The following is an 18674-nucleotide window of genomic DNA, read 5'->3' as shown; positions in this document are numbered from 1 at the left end:
GTGACATAAGAAGGGAGTCCTTATTACGGATGAATTTTAAAATCTATCTTTTAGCCATCGCTTGTTTTGTGACAGGAACGGTGGAGCTTATTGTGGGAGGGATCCTGGATCTAATCTCGCAGGATTTGAACATTTCGCTTAGCGCATCGGGTCAACTGATTACGATATATTCTATCGCGTTCGCCCTTGCGGGTCCGATTTTGCTCACTGCGACAGCAGCTGTGGAACGTAAGAAGCTGTATATGTACACGTTGCTCGTTTTTATAATTGGGAACCTGCTCTCTACGTTTAGTCCGAACTTTACGGTATTGCTCGCGGCTCGTGTATTGTCTGCGGCTAGCAGCTCACTCATCGTCGTCTTATCGATTACGATGGCTTCCCAGCTCGTTGAGCCCAAATATCGTGCGAGAGCGATCGGGACAATCTATATGGGGGTAAGCGGTTCGCTCGTGCTTGGTGTACCGATTGGTATGATGCTCGGGAATGCGTACGGATGGCGTGCGCCATTCATGATGATAACGGTCCTCTCATTACTCGCGATGATTGCCGTTGGACGATTTATGACGAAGGCTCAGCCTACGCCATCCGTTCCGCTGAAGCAACAATTGGCATCGCTGAAGAATGGGAAGATCGTATTTGCACATTTGTTATCGATCCTCATGTTGACAGGTCATTTGACTTTATATGCTTATCTAACACCGTTTTTGCAGGAGACGCTGCATCTTAGCGCATCTACGCTCAGTTTGTTCTATTTTATTTTCGGGATAGCGGCTGTAGCGGGTGGAGGTATTGGCGGCTGGGTTAGTGATAAATTCGGTCCGGAGAAGAGTATCCTGTTCATCGTTGTTGCCTTTGCCGTGATGATGTTCTTGATGCCGCTATCGACATTCTCGATTTATGCTTGCCTTATTGTTATGATGATCTGGAGTATGCTCAGTTGGTCCGTATCCCCTGCATTACAGAGTTATTTGATTAAGTCGGCACCCGAATCTGCAGATATTCAGCAGAGCTTGAACAGCTCAGCGCTGCACGTCGGGATCGCACTAGGATCAGCCGTAGGTGGAGTTGTGATTGAGCAAGCGTCGGTATATTATAATGCATGGGTTGGTGTGGTATTCGTACTCTTCGCGTTGGTTTGTGGAGTGGTCTCCATTCGATGGCGGCAGACAAGATCAAGTGTTGCAGTATCGATGAGTGAGTCCGTTTCGTAAATGTGGTCAGACCCTTGGGGAATCCAAGGGTCTTTATTGTTTTACAGCGTCAAAAACATCGATAGGCATATGGTCTTGTAAATGATAAGATACTGGGATAATGGTATAATATTGAATAATATGTTCGTAGCGATAAGATCATGGATAGATGGGTGGCTCAAATGGATCAAGATAAAATTAGGAAAATGATTGAGGCCGCGAAAATGTATTATTTTATGGACTACAGTCAGCAGGATATCGCCGATAAGCTAGGCGTGTCCAGGCCTACGGTATCGCGGTTCTTGCAGCAAGCCAAGGAAGAGGGATTCGTACAGATTCGAATTATGGACCCGTCGGAAGATACAGCTAAGCTGGCCTATCAATTGAAGCAGAAGTATAACCTCAAAAAAGTGATTGTCGTACCCGTTCCACATTATGAAGACGACGTAATCAAAGATTATTTGGCTGAAGATACGGCACAATATTTAGACGAGGTTGTGAAGGATGGCGATACACTTGCTGTCACGTGGGGCTCTACAATCTATCAGATTGCGAGAAAATTGAGGCATAAACATGTAAATCAGGTGAATGTCGTTCAATTAAAAGGCGGCGTCAGTCATCTTGAGACCAATACATATAACTCTGAAATTTTGCACTTATTTGGCAAAGCGTATAATACGTATCCGCATTTTCTGCCTCTTCCTGCTATCGTAGATCATTTGCTTGTGAAGCAAGCCATGGAGTCGGATCGGCATATTCGCAAAATTCTCGACATGGGCGAGCAGGCCAATATTGCATTGTTCACGGTAGGTGTTGCGGAATCGGATTCGTTATTTTTGCAAATGGGGTATTTCTCAGAGGAAGAATTGAATGTCATTTATAGTAAGGCGGTTGGTGATATTTGCTCGCGGTTCTTCGATACCAGCGGACAGATTTGCGTGCCGGATTTGAATGCACGGACAATCGGAATTGAATTGGAAGCGCTAAAACGCAAGGAGCGGTCGATTCTTGTGGCAGGAGGAGCTCGGAAGGTTGAAGCCATTTATGGCGCGCTAAGAGGCAGATATGCGAATGTGCTCATCACCGATCAATTTACCGCCAAATCATTACTGGATAAGGATCATGATGCTTCGAGCAGAATGAATCCGTCGGCTGCGTTCCCACTCTCAGGCATTCCATTGTACTAATAGGCATATTACGTGACGAAAATGGGAGGGGATTAATCGTATGAGCGTACATATAGGAGCTTCACCGAGTGATATCGCCGAATCCATTCTGCTGCCGGGGGACCCGATTCGAGCGAAATTCATTGCAGAGACCTTCTTGGAAGAGGCATATTGTTATAACGGCGTTCGCGGCATGCTGGGCTTTACGGGGATTTACAAGGGGAAACGAGTCTCCGTGCAGGGCACAGGGATGGGGGTTCCATCCATGTCCATCTATGCGCATGAATTAATACAAGAATACGGCGTGAAAAATATGATTCGTGTCGGCACCTGCGGGGCGATTCAGCATGATGTGAAGCTAAGAGATATCGTGATCGCGATGAGTGCTTCGACGTCTTCCGCGATTAATCAACGAAGGTTCAATGGGATTGATTTTGCGCCGACCGCCAACTTTCACTTTCTGAAGAAAGCTTATGATCTATCTCAAGCGAAGAAGCTGTCGGTGAAAGTCGGCAATGTGATGACAACCGATACTTTCTATATTAACAATTGGGATGAAATTCGATTATGGGCGGATTATCAGATGCTTGCGCTAGAGATGGAAACGGCAGAATTGTATACGCTTGCGACGAGGCATCGTGTTAATGCGTTGTCCATCCTTACGGTGAGCAACCTTGTGCTGACAGGGGAGATGACAACGGTCGAAGAACGTGAGAGCACCTTTACCGAAATGATCGAGCTTGCGCTCGATGTTGCTGTCACTCCAAATTAGACGACGTGGTCGTCTTTTTTTTGTGCTTGAGTAGATGATTCGAAGGAAAAAGAAACATTTTACAATAAGTCATTGCGTAAAGTATGAACAAAAGATAAAATCAAATTACGTTATGTTTACGAAATATCTGGATATAGCGATAAATACTGGAGGTGAATCGCTTTTTAAACATAAAAGTGATAAGGATTGAATGTGGAATTGAAAAAAAGTAATTTCGTAATTATCATTTGATTTAATCATGTTGTTGATCGGGAGGGAACTACCAATGAATCAGAAGAAAATGTTGAAAAGTTTGTTGGCTGCGGCAGTATTAAGCAGTGCTTTCTCAATGTCTGCCTTTGCGGACGCGAGCGACCAAGGAGCAACGTTGAAGCTTCGATTGATGGAAACGACTGATATTCATACGAACATTCTTAACCACGACTATTATCAAGATCAGTCGACCGAAGAATTTGGTCTTGCGTTAACGGCCTCATTGATCATTAAAGCGCGTCAAGAAGTAACGAACAGCATGTTGTTCGATAACGGCGACCTCATTCAGGGGAATCCATTAGGGGATTATGTGGCGAAGATCAAGCCGCTTCAAGATGGACAAGTCCATCCGGCATTTAAAGCGATGAATCTACTGGAATACGATGCAGCAGGGATCGGCAATCACGAGTTTAACTTTGGTCTCGATTTCTTGGAGCGCAGCTTGAAAGGCTCTAAATTTCCGCATGTAAATGCAAACGTTTACATAGATGACCATGATAACAACCCAAACAATGATAAGAACTATTTCACACCGTATGAGATTCTGACGAGAACGTTCAAGGATGAAAAGGGGACGCCGGTAACGCTGAAGATCGGTGTCATTGGTTTCGTTCCGCCGCAGGTTATGGAATGGGACAAAGCCAATTTGGAGGGTAAAGTCATAGCGAAGGACATTATTGAAACGGCTAACAAATTCGTGCCGAAGATGAAGCAAGAAGGTGCGGATCTTGTTATCGCGGTTCCGCATTCCGGGTTTGACAGCAGTCCGTACAAAGAGAATATGAGTGATGCAACCGTTCATTTGGCGAAAGTGCCGGGCATTGACGCGATTTTGTTCGGTCATGACCATAAGGTGTTCCCGAGTGCGGAGTTCGATAAATTGGAAGGCATAGATATTAAGAAGGGTACGATTCATGGTGTGCCTGCCGTCATGCCGGGCTTCTGGGGAGATCATCTCGGTGTCGTTGATCTCTCACTTCAGAAGATGGACGGAAAATGGAAAGTGGTAGACAGCCAAACGGAGGCTCGCCCGATCTATGATAAAGCGAACAAGAAATCGCTGGCTAAGGTGGATGAGCGAATCGTTGATGCGGTGAAGGAAGAGCATGAAGCGACCGTCAAATATGTGCGTGGGCCGATCGGTGAGACGACAGCGCCAATCAATAGCTTCTTCGCTGTTGTTCATGATGATCCTTCGGTTCAGATCGTATCAAATGCACAGAAATGGTACACGGAGAAGTACATTCAAGGCACATCGTATGAAGGAATCCCGGTATTGTCAGCAGCAGCACCATTCAAAGCCGGTGGACGTTGGGGCCCTAACTACTTCACGGATATTCCTACAGGAACGCTGGCCGTGAAGAGCGCAGCCGACTTATATGTCTATCCGAATACAGTAAATGTCGTACAATTGAATGGGGATCAAGTAAGAGAGTGGCTTGAGCACGCCGCGGGTCAGTTCAACCAGATTGATCCGAATAAGCAAGAGGAGCAACCGCTCATCAATGAAGATTTCCCTACGTATTTGTACGACGTGATTGATGGCGTAACGTATCAAATTGATGTGACAAAGCCAGCGCGTTATGAGCGCAAAGGGAAGCTTGTGAACCCGGATTCGCACCGGATTGTCAATTTACAGTTCAACGGCAAACCTGTCACCAAGGATCAGCAATTCCTCGTGGTTACGAATAATTATCGTGCAAGTGGCGGTGGGAATTTCCCGAATCTGGACGGGTCCAATATTGTGATCTCGTCTCCAGACGAAACACGTCAGGTTCTGATTGATTATATCGCGCAGAATAAGAAGATTAATCCTACAGCCGATAATAACTGGTCATTCGTTCCGGTTATAGGCGATGCGAATATAACATTTAGAACTTCGCCGAAGGCGAAAGATGCAGCGACGAAGCTTGGCGGTATGAAGTATGTTGGTGAAGAAAAAGATGGCTTTGCGAAATTTACATTGGATCTTTCGAAAGTCCAAGCGCAACAACCAGCTGGTACAACGGAACCAAGCCCTGTATCTTCCGAATTGGTTCCGGTTCGTGAGACGGCTGGTGCACAAGGCATTGCAGTAACTTATGATATGAAGACCAAGACGGTGACATTGACCCAAGGAGCTGCCCAAGCCTCATACGTCTTGAACACGGACAGTGCGAACGTTAAGGGAATCAAAGTGTCGGTCAAGGCTGAGCTCAAGAACAATAAGCTGTGGCTTCCAGAATCGATTTTCCAAGCGCTGATGAATTAGCGACTGGGATCTCCTCAGGATTCCTGCGGAAAATGATAACGCCCTCTATGTTGCCGACTTGGCAAGTGGAGGGCATTCTTGTTTTTCTTCCATAAAGTCGCCGTTTTTTTAATTTTGTTGATTGAGTTATACCCACGATACCACGTATAATAGGACGAGGAAAAAAGTCTAGAAGAAAAGGTGTCATGCATGAGCATATTAAACGTAGAACGATTAAGTCACGGCTTTGGTGATCGAGCGATCTTCAATGACGTATCTTTTCGCTTATTGAAGGGCGAGCACATTGGACTGATAGGCGCGAACGGCGAAGGTAAGTCCACTTTTATGAACATTATTACTGGCAAGCTTCAACCGGATGAAGGAAAGGTCGAATGGTCCAAGCGTATGCGCGTTGGATATTTGGATCAACATGCGGTACTTAACAAAGGGATGACGATTCGTGATGTCTTACGAGGCGCATTCCAATACTTGTTCGATATGGAACAGGAAATGAACGATATGTACGGCAGAATGGGCGACGTATCGGCGGAAGAGCTTGAGCAGCTGCTTGAGGATGTAGGAACGATTCAAGATACACTGACGAATCAGGATTTCTATATGATCGATGCGAAAATCGAGGAAACCGCACGCGGTCTCGGTATTACGGATATCGGTCTGGACAAAGATGTTCATGATCTGAGCGGGGGCCAGCGGACGAAGATTTTGCTTGCGAAGCTGTTGCTCGAGAAACCGGACATTCTACTCTTGGACGAGCCGACGAACTATCTGGATGAGCAGCATATCGAATGGCTCAAGCGTTATCTGCAAGAATATGAGAATGCATTCATTCTGATCTCACACGATATTCCGTTCCTGAATAGTGTCATTAACTTGATCTATCATATGGAGAATCAAGAATTAAACCGTTATGTGGGAGACTACGATTACTTCCTGCAAGTTCACGATATGAAGAAGCAGCAGCTTGAATCGGCGTTCAAGCGCCAACAGCAAGAAATTGCGGACTTGAAGGATTTCGTTGCCCGGAACAAAGCGAGTGTTGCAACACGCAACATGGCGATGTCCAGACAGAAGAAGCTCGATAAGATGGAAGTCATTGAGCTGGCGAAGGAAAAGCCGAAGCCACAGTTCAACTTCAAAGATTCGAGAGCTTCCGGCAAAATGGTCTTCGAGACGAAGGACCTGGTCATCGGTTATGACAGTCCATTGTCGAGACCGCTAGATCTTCGGATGGAGCGCGGTCAGAAAATTGCGCTTGTCGGTGCGAACGGTATTGGTAAAACAACATTGCTGCGCAGTATTCTAGGTGAGATTCCAGCCATTTCGGGGAACGTCCAACGTGGAGAGAACCTGGATGTCGGCTATTTCGAGCAGGAAATGAAGGATGCCAACTATAATACGTGTATCGAAGAGATCTGGAAAGAGTTCCCTGCATTCACGCAATTTGAAGTTCGTGCAGCGCTAGCGAAGTGCGGTCTAACGACGAAGCATATCGAGAGTAAAATTGCGGTATTAAGCGGTGGTGAGAAAGCGAAAGTCCGTCTCTGCAAGCTCATCAACCGCGAGACCAATCTACTTGTGCTCGATGAGCCGACGAACCATTTGGATGTCGATGCGAAGGACGAACTGAAGCGTGCGCTGAAGGCTTTCAAAGGCAGCATTCTTCTCATTTCGCATGAACCTGAATTTTATCGCGACGTCGTGACAGAAACATGGAATTGCGAATCTTGGACGACGAAAGTATTTTAATCCATAGCTTACCTATCTCTGACGTCATCGTTAGAGGTTGGTAAGCTTTTTTCATATGGCTGCCTGCACGATGCAAAAATCCTACTTTACGTATTGCTTTTCCATGGTAAACTTTGTATATCTGAGGATGAAATGAACTTCGCCAGCGGGAGGTAGACGATGACCATACATGTGAGTACAGCGATCGCATCGCATGCCAATCGGTGGAGTATGGAGACACATCATCATCCTGATTATGAAGTATCCATCGTGCTTGAAGGTTCTGCTGTGATGGAATGCCTGCGTAGCGAATATGTGATGGAGAAAGGAGCCGTTGTCCTAATCCCGCCGAATGTACCACACCGATTCTGGACCAAGGATTCCGTACGATTCGGGGTCTTACAAGTATCCTCTATCCCTCAAGAGCTCGTGCAACGATTCTATCAGTTAGCGGAGCCTGAACGTCCAAGATTGATTTATTTATCGCCGATGAATCGAGAAATCTATGAATCTCTATTTCGTAATTGGTTAAAGATCATCTCTGGGCCATTGGAAGAGCGTGATGCGGTTATCTCCACTTGGATGGATTTGTTCCTGTTAACATTGATGCAGCATACTCGAAATGAGCCGCAGCGCATGTCGATCTCGAGTGCAGCCGATTATATTCGGAACCAATTCAATCAAGAAGTCCGTGTAACGGAATTAGCTCGTATGTCAGGATTATCGGTGTCGGCTTTTCGCAAGGAGTTTACGAGAGTCTATCATGTATCACCGAAGCAATATCAACAGCTTCATAGATTATCTGAAGCAAAATGGCTCCTCCGTACTTCGGACGAACCTATTCTGCGCATCGCGGAACAGCTAGGTTTCTCGGGGATTCACCTGTTCAGTGCTTGGTTTCAACAGATGGAGGGGACTTCTCCCTCTAAATGGAGAAAAGAGCAGCAAGGGGAGAAGGGGATGGGCGAACCTTCGGAGCGATTTTAGTAAATTTCGAATTCATTTCCCTAAATACAACCTGGCCATTCCCGTTTATATTGAAGGTGATCAATCGATCGAATTTAAAATAAATCATGGGTGGTAATGGACAATGATGGTTAAAGTCGGGAGTCGTGAATTAGAACTGAATGGACCGCATCTAACAGAGTTACGAAGCTCGAATGATATTTTAGATGATGTACAAGCGCTTCGTGAACGAATGGAAGAAGACGGATATTTACTCATTCGTGGATTTCATGATCGGGAGCAGGTGCTAACAGCACGAAGAGCGATTCTAGAGAAAATGAATAAGATGGGCAAGCTGGAGCGAGACACACTCCTCGAAGAAGGCGTCATTGCCGATGGCAGCAAAGGTATTTTCATGGGTGGCACGAATGAAGACTTGCCGGAATTGCTGAACGTATTGAATGGAGATCATGTGATGCGCTTCTTCGATGAATTACTTGGCGAGCAATCGCTGACGTATCATTACAAATGGCTGCGAGCTGTAGGCTCAGGCGATTTCACTGGAGCGCATTATGATATCGTCTATATGGGACGCGGTACGCATAACGTATATACAGTGTGGTCACCGATCGGCGATATCTCTTACGAGATGGGCGGTCTTGCGATGTGTCTAGGCTCGCATCGATTCGACAGTCTCAAGAACTCCTACGGTACAAAGGATTCGGATCGAGATGGCATTGGACATTATACCGACGATCCGCTCGTGATTACTGAGAAATTCGGCGGACAATGGGCGACAACGACGTTCGAAGCGGGAGATGTGCTGATCTTCGGCATGTTCTTGATGCATTGTTCCTTGGAGAATACGACCAATCAATATCGCATTAGCGTGGACGCGCGGTATCAATCGGCTACAGAACTCGTCGATGAACGTTGGAGCGGGAAGAAACCAAGGGGGCACCATAAATAAGTGAGTAAAGGGGAGTTTAAGTTGGAATTGAAGATGTATCACGCGTTCTGGGGCATGGAAGGGACATTGCGAGAAAAGATGGAACGGGCGGCGCAGCATGGATATGACGGGGTGGAAGTGGGGCTTCCTTCACAGGATGATGAGAATGAGTTCAATGAGCTTCGCGAGGAGCTGGGGCTTGGTTACATTCCGCAGATTTATACGCATGGCAATCATGAAGAATCCTTTTTGGCTCAAGTGGAGCGTGCTGTGAAGTTTCGTCCGCAATTGATCAATTCGCATAGCGGCAAAGACTACTGGCGGGAGGACGAACAAGATCGGTTTTTTGCTAATGCTGTGCAAGTCGAGAAACAATTCGGGGTGCCGATCGGCCATGAGACGCATCGCGGTCGGACCATGTTCACGCCGAGGTCGACGGCAAGACTACTTCGCACATTTCCAGAACTCCGGATTACCGCAGATTACAGCCATTTTACGTGCGTCTGCGAATCCCTCCTCCATGATCAAGAAGAGGATATGTCTATCATTATGGAACGGACGATTCACCTGCATGCAAGGATCGGGTTCGAACAAGGGCCACAGGTCCCGCATCCAGCCGCGCCTGAATATGCCTATGCATTGGAGCGTTTCGAAGGTTGGTGGGAGACGATTCTAAATCGCAGGAAGATGGAAGGGCATCATGTCACGACGATGACCCCTGAATTCGGTCCTCCCGGATATATGCCGAGAATTCCATATACAGGGCAACCTGTAGCCGATCTGTTCGAGGTTAACCAATGGATGGCAGGTAGAGTGCGCGAGCGATTTCAGAACAGATAAAGTTCCACAACCAACATAGAACATAGAGGGGCTGTTCCACTGTAGAGAGAACCTACAGATTGGAACAGCCCCTTTTACGCGATGATTACGTAATGGTATAGTTCGGCTTCGCTTTCAAGAAATGTGGGTTCTCCCCAGCAACCATGAGTCCCATGCCCCAGTCGAAATGGACATTTTCCGTCGGAAAGTCGCTCGCATCTTTGTATTGGAACAAGACGTTTCTACGCGTTCGAGAGCTGCGGTTCGGGTCCGATCCGTGGATGGTCAAATAATTAAAGAACAATACGTCCCCTGCTTCGGCAATGCAAGGCGTTCCGTCTTTCGTTGGATATTCCTTGTGATTCAGATAATGGGAGCCGACATGGGGAAGGGATCCAGCCTTGTGAGAGCCTGGGATAACGCGCAGACAACCGTTTTCTTCATCGGCATAATCAAGATGGACACTCGCCGCTAACATCGAATGATTCGCATGCGGGAAATAGGGGTAATCTTGATGCATCGGGAATGCGGCGCCATTCTCAGGCGGTTTGACCAGCATTTTGGAATGATGCAATTGGACATTGGGACCGATGATCTGTGTAAGAACCGCCCGCATATTCGGGTGCACAACCGCACGCGTAAATGAAGCATCATGATAATGCACATCATGAAACCCTTTCAGTACGAGCTTCTTCAATTGCTCTGGCGGGAGATACTCACCTTGCCAAGCTGCGTTCCAATCAGCCTTCGACTGTGCAGCGCGTTGAATAATTCGCTCAACCGCCCCGCGCATCTCCTCGACTTCTTCAAGATTGAATACCCCCTTCACGAGTAAGTATCCATTCTCTTTATAAAATTGCACATCTACGGGTTGAATCATCTACACGCCTCCTTGGATAAGATACGAGCAATTTTGGTTGATTACACTTATAATGATAAAGATTATAATGATCTGTTGTCTTTTTTAAAAAAGGACATTTTTTTGTAAAATAAGGTCATATCAGTTAGGCGGGAATATCATGTACCTGTATAAAGAAACCAATTCCATGCTCAATGAAATCGCAACCGTATTGCAGACGAACGATGCTTGTTTTAAGGTGCACTACTGGGGCGTGAATCCACAGTTATTTGATAATCCGGTTCACAAACATTCGTTCTTCGAAGTCTGCTATGTCCTCACAGGCGAAGGAACGTATACTGATGATGGGGTGGACTATCCAATTCAGAGCGGTACACATTTTTGTTCGAGGCCAGGGGTTACTCATCAAATTCGTACACAGGAAGGGTTGTTTCTTCTCTATGTGGCCTTTGAATTGGATGAATCGTTAACTCACGGCACCATTCGCGAGGCTTTTGAAGCGCTGAGTGAATATGCTGCGGTATGTGTGCATCAGGACGATCTTCATCCAACGGCGTTATTGTGGAAGTCTTTGATGCTGAAGGATGGCATGACAGGGAATCTCCCTGCCGCGGCGATTGGCACGGTTGCCTATTCCTTGATCCTATCGTTTCTTACGTTATTTGGCGTACAGACACAAGAGGGGATGGCCAATATGCAGCGGAAGAATACGAATATGCTGCTCCAGCAAGCCAAGCTGTATATACGTGATAATTTGGCTGGCACAATCGGCCTCACGGATGTCTCTCGTTATTTAAATGTCTCAGAACGGCATTTATCGCGTCTATTCTCAGCTGGAATTGGCGAGACTTTTACAGATTTCATCCGGCATGAGCGTGTACGTCAAGCGACTCGACTCTTGCTCGGTACCGAACTGCCGATTAAGCAAATTGCTGAACTTACTGGATTTTCTTCGGTTCATTATTTCACACGGGTGTTCATGGAGGACAAGAAGCTGCCGCCAGGCCGATTCCGTGAGACGAAGAAGAACATAACATCATTGATACAGAAGGATTAGGTGCTGATATGGATAAGGATTTTATTCTGGCCAGAGGATTACTGACCTTGTTGGATACGGAGCAGCGTTGGTTTACTTTTGCAGAAATGGAGAAGGAGCTCATGGTATCCGATAAGACGATTCGCAAGCTCGTCGAGGAGTTGAGTCAGCAATTGCCGTCTGCGATGGCCATTGAAGTGTCGCGTGGAAGGGGCATGATTCTGCACCGTGACCGCCGAAGCGCGACGATCCAGGAAGTCATTGCCCAGTTGTTCAAGCAGACTTCTTATTATCGGTTGATGCATCTGTTATTCACGCAAGGGGGACGCATTCGTGCGGAGGAAATTGCGGAATCGATGTTCATGAGCACCTCATCCTTTAAGAAATTCATTGTACAGTTGAATAACCAAGAGCTGAAACCTTTTCATCTGCGGATCACATATGCGACCCCTGCGTTCAAAGGCCACGAAATTCATATTCGATACTTCTTGTGGAAAATATTCTGCGAAGCATATGCCTATACAGGATGGCCATTTGCAAATACGGATTTTGATACATTGAACCATTTCATTACCGAGATCGAAGCTGAGAACCGGATTGTGTATTTCCTGAATTCCAAGCGTAATTTAGCTTTCCTGATTGCGATTGTAATCGAACGGGTTCGACAAAGACATACGGTGCACATTGAGGAGGAGCAATATGAATGGACAGAGAGCCTATTTCATCGACCGCTCATCGAGCTATCCAAGAAGTTAGAACATACATACCAGATTTCCCTGCCAAAGGATGAAATTTTCTTCCTAACCTCGTTATTCAGCTTGAGTCAATATAACAATCAGGGCTCAGTTAACTCTGCAGCACGTACGCATTCTCGGCAGGAAGAGCTCATGATATCGATGCGTAATCAGCTTTTTCCGCTATTGATGCAATCTTTTCCTACACTGCATATGGACGAGCGGTTTATCCAGGAGATGGGTGAATTCTTCGAAAAATTGATCATCGATAATGCGATCCCGGAACTGATGGATGTCTCCCAGAATCATCTTACAACATATGTGCAGCAGTCTTGTCAGCATGTCTATGATGAGGTGCAGCGCTGTATGGCGCAGTGGAATCACTATTTTTCGCTGATCCATCTGAATGAATTCCATCTGACCAAGCTCACCTTACTCGTCAGCTCCAGTCTGCGATATAAGAGCAAGAACGCTTTTCTTATTATCGGAGAGGAGTTCTCCGTCCGCCATTACGTCGCGAATCTCATCAAGAAAGAAATTGGTGATCAACTCACCATTCATACGACCATTATGGAAGGGTTAACCGATGACATTGTGAAGCAACGGCAGATTGATTTTATTATCAGCACGTTCCCGCTATCGATCAAGAGCGTTCCTACCGTGATTATCGCGACGATTCCGACACGTCGAGATCTGGATAATATCCGCCAAGAGCTGCTGATGTGAAGGAGTTGGTCCTTTTTCTTCCGTAGCTTACGCCAACTTTTGGTCTAGTTTGTTCCTCGGATTCTTCTTATGATGTTCATGTAAGCGATTTCGATCAGCAAGATGATGAGGGGGAATAACAACATGAGTATTCATATGGAAGCACAAGTCGGTCAGGTCGCGGAGCGCGTCTTACTACCAGGCGATCCACTGCGTGCCAAATTCGTCGCGGAACAATTCTTGGACGATGTCTATTGTTATAACGAAGTGAGAGGGATGCTCGGTTATACCGGAATCTATAAAGGCGTACCTGTCTCAGTGCAAGGAACAGGGATGGGCAATGCCTCGATGAGCATTTATGCGACGGAGCTGATTAAGGACTATGGGGCAAAGAAGCTGATTCGGATCGGGACATGCGGAGCGATGCAAAAGGAGCTCCAGATTCGTGACATTGTGTTAGCGCAGTCCGTATCCTCCGATAGCAACATGACGGAAAAAATATTCCATGGCTGCAATTATGCGCCGACTGCAGATTTTCACATGTTAATGAAAGCGTATCAATTAGCTGAGTCACAGCAAGCGAAGGTACATGTCGGCAACATTTATAATTCCGATGAATTCTACCGCGAGACGTTAGATCGTCTGCATAAATTCATGGAATTCGGCGTCCTGGCGGTGGAGATGGAGAGCACAGCGTTGTATACGTTAGCAGCAAAATATGGGGTTCGAGCATTGACCATACTGACGGTCGGCAGCCAGCTCTTGACGAATGAACGTTCATCGCATAAGACGAGTGAGCAATCGTTTAACGGCATGGCAGAAATTGCGCTGAATACGATCATTGCAGATGTGTGATGCGTTTCAATCACAATTATTGTGAATGGATTCACACAATATGGAAATGGGGGAACTACTATCATGAAATATGGTATCGCGCTAATCGGGCTTGTTGTTGTTCTACTCCTGGCTTGGCTCGCAAGCAGTGACAAGAAAAAGATTAAATATCGTCCCATCCTAATCATGATCGTGCTTCAGATCGTCTTTGGTCTGCTGCTACTTAAGACAAGCATTGGGGAATATCTGGTTCGGGGGTTCGCGAATGGGTTCGCCAAACTATTAGGATATGCGAATCAAGGAACGGATTTCGTATTCGGCGGCTTGGTGAATGAAGGGATTCATTCGTTCTTCTTCCACGTGTTAATGCCGATTGTGTTCATGTCGGTGATTATCGGGATTTTGCAGCATTACAAAATCTTACCGTTCATTATCAAGTACATTGGTCTTGCGCTTAGTAAAGTGAATGGTCTTGGCAAGTTAGAATCATACAATTCGGTAGCTTCCGCCATCTTGGGACAGAACGAGGTCTTCATCTCGTTCAAGAAGCAAATTGGGTTGCTGCCTAAGAATCGATTGTATACCTTATGCGCGTCTGCAATGTCCACGGTGTCCATGTCGATCGTTGGTTCTTATATGACGATGTTGAAGCCGGAATATGTTGTGGCGGCGCTCGTACTCAATTTGTTCGGCGGATTCATTATTGCATCGATCATTAACCCTTATACGGTGGAACCGGAGGAGGATTTGCTAGAAGTCCAGCAAGAAGAGAAGCAGACCTTCTTCGAAATGCTCGGGGAATACATTCTCGATGGATTTAAGGTGGTTGTGATCGTTGGCGTCATGCTTGTCGGATTCATTGCGCTCATTGCGATGATTAACGGAATTTTCAGCGGAATCTTCGGCATCTCGTTCCAAGGAATTCTCGGTTATGTACTTGCTCCGGTTGCCTTCCTAATGGGTGTCCCTTGGAGCGAAGCGGTTCAAGCTGGAAGCATTATGGCGACGAAAATTGTAGCGAACGAGTTCGTAGCCATGCTTGATTTTGTCAAAATCCAAGGTAATTTCAGTGAGCGTACAAATGCCATCGTCTCCGTATTCCTCATTTCCTTCGCTAACTTTGGTTCGATTGGTACCATTGTTGGTGCGGTGAAAGGGCTTCATGAGAAACAAGGCAACGTGGTCGCAGGCTTCGGTCTTAAATTATTATATGGTGCAGCACTCGTTAGCTTCTTATCAGCCATTATTGTTAGTATTGTATTCTAAACGAGCAATTAGCCCCAGAAAATCATGAAACTCGGCGCACCGATGCGATGAAGGGATAGAAAGGGCGATTCCATCACCTATTAGGTCCTCCTCAGCGATGAGGGGGATTTGTCATTCGTGTACGGCTTGGATATGATGATAGAGATATTCTTATCTTGGGGAGGCGATGTCATTGTTGAAAGGGCTTACGCGTGCGGGAATCGGTGGATCCTTAAGTGACGAGCATTTGATTCAATTGGCTGCACAATATCAATTTGAGGCTGTGGATCTGGAAGCGCTTGGTTTCATTGAACGCAACGGCATGGAACAAGCGAAGGCATTATTAGCAAGGAATCGGATGCGGATCGGTTCGATTAGTCTGTCTGTACAGTGGAGAACAAGCGAAGATGCATTTCAAGAAGGTCTGAAGCGTCTGGCACAAGAAGCTGCGGCCGCGGCTACGCTAGGATGCACAAGCTGTTGTACCTATATTCTACCATCGACAGATTTGAAATCAGCGCATTTCATGGCGCTCGCGATCAGAAGACTACGGGTGTGTGCACAAATTCTAGGTGCGTATGGCGTTCGGTTAGGTCTTGAATTCGTTGGACCGCATCACTTGCGTACAGCATGGGCGAATCCGTTCATCTGGACGCTCGAAGAGACATTGGATCTGATCGATGCGATTGGCGAGCCGAATGTCGGTCTCCTGTTCGATGCCTATCATTATTATACGAATGAGCTGACCGTCGAAGACATTCTGAAACTGCGTGCGGACCAGATTGTCCATGTACATATCAATGATGCGCCGCATGTCCCGGTGGAGCAGGTGTTGGACAATGACCGGTTGTACCCAGGGGAAGGTGCGATTGACCTGGTTGGGTTTTTACAGGGATTACATAAGATTGGTTATAAGGGTGTTGTTTCCCAGGAAATCCTAACGCCAACGGCGCCAACGGATTCGCCAGAGGTATTATTAGAGCGGTCCAGACAAGGATTCGAGAAAGTGTTTGGTGCAGCAGGGTTGATCAACCGTTAACTACAGAGAAAGGCCTCACAGCGTGTTCGCTGTGAGGCCTTTTATCATTCACAGTCCCAGTCTCTTCTTACCATGACGGCTGCGCCAGCCGCAACAGCGTCTTCTCCCAGCTCACCTGGGGAGAAGTTGGGTTGATAGGCAGGAGAGTAATAAATATTTTTCTTCGCCACATGCATGATCGTGTCGTAGATGACAGGATCTGCATGAATAAGTGGTCCTCCCAGAATCACTTGCTCAGGGTGGAGAACATTGATGAGGTTCGCGACACCGATACCTAAGTAGGTTGCGGCTTGAATGAAATGCTCCTTCACGAGACGGTCTCCTTCAGCAAGTGCGTGGGTGAGCAAGTCGAAGTGGATTGCTTCCGGTTCATAGATGTGCAAGAGGGTATCCCGCCCCATTTTCACCTGTGTTCGTACTTGCTTCTCGAGGGCTTGAATGGATGCGTAAGCCTCCAGCGCGCCGTAGTTGCCGTCTTCTTGCAGACGAGGACCATCCGTCTGAATGATCATTTGTCCGAAGGAGCCTTCCAAGTCGAATGCACCACGAACAATCTGGCCATCTGACATCATGGCTGAACGGAGCCCAACTCCTGCGTGAACATAGAGCATATGCTTCATCTGCTCGGCACGCAGCGCATAATGCTCGCCGATGAGCGCCGTGTTCGCACCATTATCCAGTTGGGCAGGAATACCGAGTCGTCTCGTCATCCATTCACAGATCGGGACATGCTGCCAACCTTCCGCAGGGAAGTGAAGCGGCGTCAAAATCATTCCGTTCGATTGATCGAGCGGGCCTACAGCGCCGATGCCAATGCCGATGACAAGGCTCGGATGGATGCCGTACTGATGCAGCATTTCTTCGATTTGATCGGCGGCGCGCTCGAGCAATACTGTAGGGGTCATCTGCGCATCCATTTTCCAACGTGTATAGGATAACCGGTTCATCTGAAGATCATAGAGCGCGACGGACGAACTTATCCGAGAGATTTCAAATCCAATCATGTATCGAAAAGTTGCATGAATTCGATAGAGGATCGGTTTCCTACCGCCGGTTGAACTGCCGAATCCCGAAGCTTCAATAATGCCTTCAACAATCAACTCTTCCAATAGTCGTGTTAAGCTGCTGCTCGTGACAGCGAAGGCCTGAAGGAGATCCGCTTTGGATACGGTATCCCTCGCTGCGATATAGTCGAATATGAGTTTCTTCGTCGTTGGTATTGCGTAGTTCAAATGCATCACCGCCCATTAACCAAGTAATCAGGTAGGATATGTATATTATAATTATACCGCTAGATTGCAGAGATTTCCAGCCTATGATTTTTCAATATGAACTTAATTCCATTTCATTATAAACAACTCGGAATTAATGGTATAAGAAGTTCGTATCGAGGGTATAAACTTTCTTTAATGGTTGTTTATCACAAACTTAATGTCAGAATGGAATAAAGATAGTATACTATAAAAAGAGGAACTTGACTGCATGACTTGGAGGTGGGGATGTGCGAACAACCGCATCGAAACAATTAAAAATATATACACAAATATTTTGGACTTTCTGCCGCATCGGCCCCTCAACGTTTGGTGGCGGTTATGCCATGATCCCAGGAATTGAACGAGAAGTCGTAGAGAAGCACGGATGGATGCGAGAGGAAGAGATGAGTGATCTCGTCTCGATCGCTGGATCTGCGCCTGGCGGCGTGGGGGTGAACCTGGCAGCATTCATTGGATACCGTCTCACTGGTGTGATGGGAGCCATTCTCGCTGTTGCGGGTATTACATTGCCTACGTTTTTTATCGTGTTCGCGCTTAGCTTGGGATACTCGATGTTTCAAGATCATCCGAAAATCGAAGCGGCGCTTAAAGGGATCCAAGGGGGCGTGATTGCTCTAATTATTATTGCTGCCTACAAAATGGCCAAGACAGCCCTGTTCGATAAGACAACTGCAGCCGTTGCCATTAGTACGGTTGTTATGTTAATGATGACACCTATTCATCCGATCTATTTGATTGTCATTGGACTCGTGATTGGTCTCGTTGCGGTGCAGGTGAAGAAGCATCTAGGCATGCAAGTGTATACAGAGCAGCATGAATCCAAGCAACAGGAACCCGAGCCGATATATCCGGAGTATTACATCTAACAGGAGTGAACGG

At 46.6% G+C, this 18674-nt stretch carries 16 protein-coding genes; 14 read left to right on the top strand and 2 right to left on the bottom strand.

Annotated features, from left to right (window positions below; all coding sequences use genetic code 11):
- Nucleotides 1-29 precede the first annotated feature (29 nt).
- The 8 genes from AC3WU2_RS12675 (at nt 30) to AC3WU2_RS12640 (ending at nt 10090) form a co-directional block, all read left to right on the top strand.
- Nucleotides 30-1211 (top strand): MFS transporter, encoded by a 1182-nt coding sequence (locus tag AC3WU2_RS12675; protein WP_492454550.1) that lies wholly within the window; start codon nt 30-32, stop codon nt 1209-1211.
- Between the two features lie 161 nt (nt 1212-1372).
- Nucleotides 1373-2377 carry a DNA-binding transcriptional repressor DeoR gene (deoR, locus tag AC3WU2_RS12670; protein WP_492454548.1) on the top strand — a complete coding sequence of 335 codons (1005 nt, stop codon included), beginning with the start codon at nt 1373-1375 and terminating at the stop codon, nt 2375-2377.
- 40 nt (nt 2378-2417) lie between these two features.
- Nucleotides 2418-3128, top strand: coding sequence for a purine-nucleoside phosphorylase (deoD, locus tag AC3WU2_RS12665; protein WP_492454546.1), 711 nt, complete (start codon nt 2418-2420; stop codon nt 3126-3128).
- A gap of 265 nt (nt 3129-3393) precedes the next feature.
- On the top strand, nt 3394-5631 hold the full coding sequence (locus tag AC3WU2_RS12660) for a bifunctional 2',3'-cyclic-nucleotide 2'-phosphodiesterase/3'-nucleotidase (RefSeq protein WP_492454544.1): 2238 nt from the start codon (nt 3394-3396) through the stop codon (nt 5629-5631).
- A 189-nt stretch (nt 5632-5820) separates the two neighbouring features.
- Complete coding sequence (locus AC3WU2_RS12655; RefSeq protein WP_492454542.1) at nt 5821-7377, top strand: ABC-F family ATP-binding cassette domain-containing protein; 1557 nt, start codon at nt 5821-5823, stop codon at nt 7375-7377.
- A gap of 159 nt (nt 7378-7536) precedes the next feature.
- Nucleotides 7537-8343 (top strand): AraC family transcriptional regulator, encoded by an 807-nt coding sequence (locus AC3WU2_RS12650; protein WP_492454540.1) that lies wholly within the window; start codon nt 7537-7539, stop codon nt 8341-8343.
- Nucleotides 8344-8446: 103 nt separating this feature from the next.
- Nucleotides 8447-9271 carry a phytanoyl-CoA dioxygenase family protein gene (locus AC3WU2_RS12645; RefSeq protein WP_492454538.1) on the top strand — a complete coding sequence of 275 codons (825 nt, stop codon included), beginning with the start codon at nt 8447-8449 and terminating at the stop codon, nt 9269-9271.
- Entirely contained in the window at nt 9272-10090 is an 819-nt protein-coding gene (locus tag AC3WU2_RS12640) for a sugar phosphate isomerase/epimerase family protein (protein ID WP_492454536.1), read from the top strand.
- Nucleotides 10091-10175: 85 nt separating this feature from the next.
- On the opposite strand, the gene AC3WU2_RS12635 is transcribed toward AC3WU2_RS12640, so the two are convergent.
- A complete protein-coding gene (locus AC3WU2_RS12635; protein WP_018755004.1) occupies nt 10176-10949 on the bottom strand; it encodes a phytanoyl-CoA dioxygenase family protein in 774 nt (257 codons plus the stop codon).
- Nucleotides 10950-11088: 139 nt separating this feature from the next.
- On the opposite strand from AC3WU2_RS12635, the gene AC3WU2_RS12630 reads away from it, so the two are divergent.
- From AC3WU2_RS12630 to AC3WU2_RS12610, 5 genes are all read left to right on the top strand, one after another.
- The gene (locus AC3WU2_RS12630) at nt 11089-11985 is read left to right on the top strand and encodes a helix-turn-helix domain-containing protein (RefSeq protein WP_492454534.1); all 897 of its coding nucleotides are present in this window, start codon (nt 11089-11091) and stop codon (nt 11983-11985) included.
- An 8-nt stretch (nt 11986-11993) separates the two neighbouring features.
- The gene (locus AC3WU2_RS12625; protein WP_492454532.1) at nt 11994-13424 is read left to right on the top strand and encodes an AcpB/EbpR/MafR family transcriptional regulator; all 1431 of its coding nucleotides are present in this window, start codon (nt 11994-11996) and stop codon (nt 13422-13424) included.
- A gap of 123 nt (nt 13425-13547) precedes the next feature.
- The gene (gene deoD, locus AC3WU2_RS12620) at nt 13548-14258 is read left to right on the top strand and encodes a purine-nucleoside phosphorylase (protein WP_492454530.1); all 711 of its coding nucleotides are present in this window, start codon (nt 13548-13550) and stop codon (nt 14256-14258) included.
- Nucleotides 14259-14321: 63 nt separating this feature from the next.
- Nucleotides 14322-15503, top strand: coding sequence for a NupC/NupG family nucleoside CNT transporter (locus tag AC3WU2_RS12615; RefSeq protein ID WP_492454528.1), 1182 nt, complete (start codon nt 14322-14324; stop codon nt 15501-15503).
- Between the two features lie 172 nt (nt 15504-15675).
- Nucleotides 15676-16521, top strand: a complete 846-nt coding sequence (locus AC3WU2_RS12610; protein ID WP_492454526.1) for a sugar phosphate isomerase/epimerase family protein — start codon at nt 15676-15678, stop codon at nt 16519-16521.
- Nucleotides 16522-16565: 44 nt separating this feature from the next.
- Here AC3WU2_RS12610 and AC3WU2_RS12605 read toward each other — a convergent pair whose 3' ends face one another.
- On the bottom strand, nt 16566-17759 hold the full coding sequence (locus AC3WU2_RS12605; protein WP_492454731.1) for an ROK family protein: 1194 nt from the start codon (nt 17757-17759) through the stop codon (nt 16566-16568).
- Between the two features lie 263 nt (nt 17760-18022).
- On the opposite strand from AC3WU2_RS12605, the gene AC3WU2_RS12600 reads away from it, so the two are divergent.
- Nucleotides 18023-18661 (top strand): chromate transporter, encoded by a 639-nt coding sequence (locus tag AC3WU2_RS12600; protein ID WP_492454524.1) that lies wholly within the window; start codon nt 18023-18025, stop codon nt 18659-18661.
- Nucleotides 18662-18674: the final 13 nt, after the last annotated feature.

Source organism: Paenibacillus sp. EB106-05-06-XG162 (assembly GCF_058791655.1).
The sequence above is the reverse complement of the archived record's forward strand: the minus strand, read 5'-3'. Positions and strand labels throughout refer to the sequence as shown.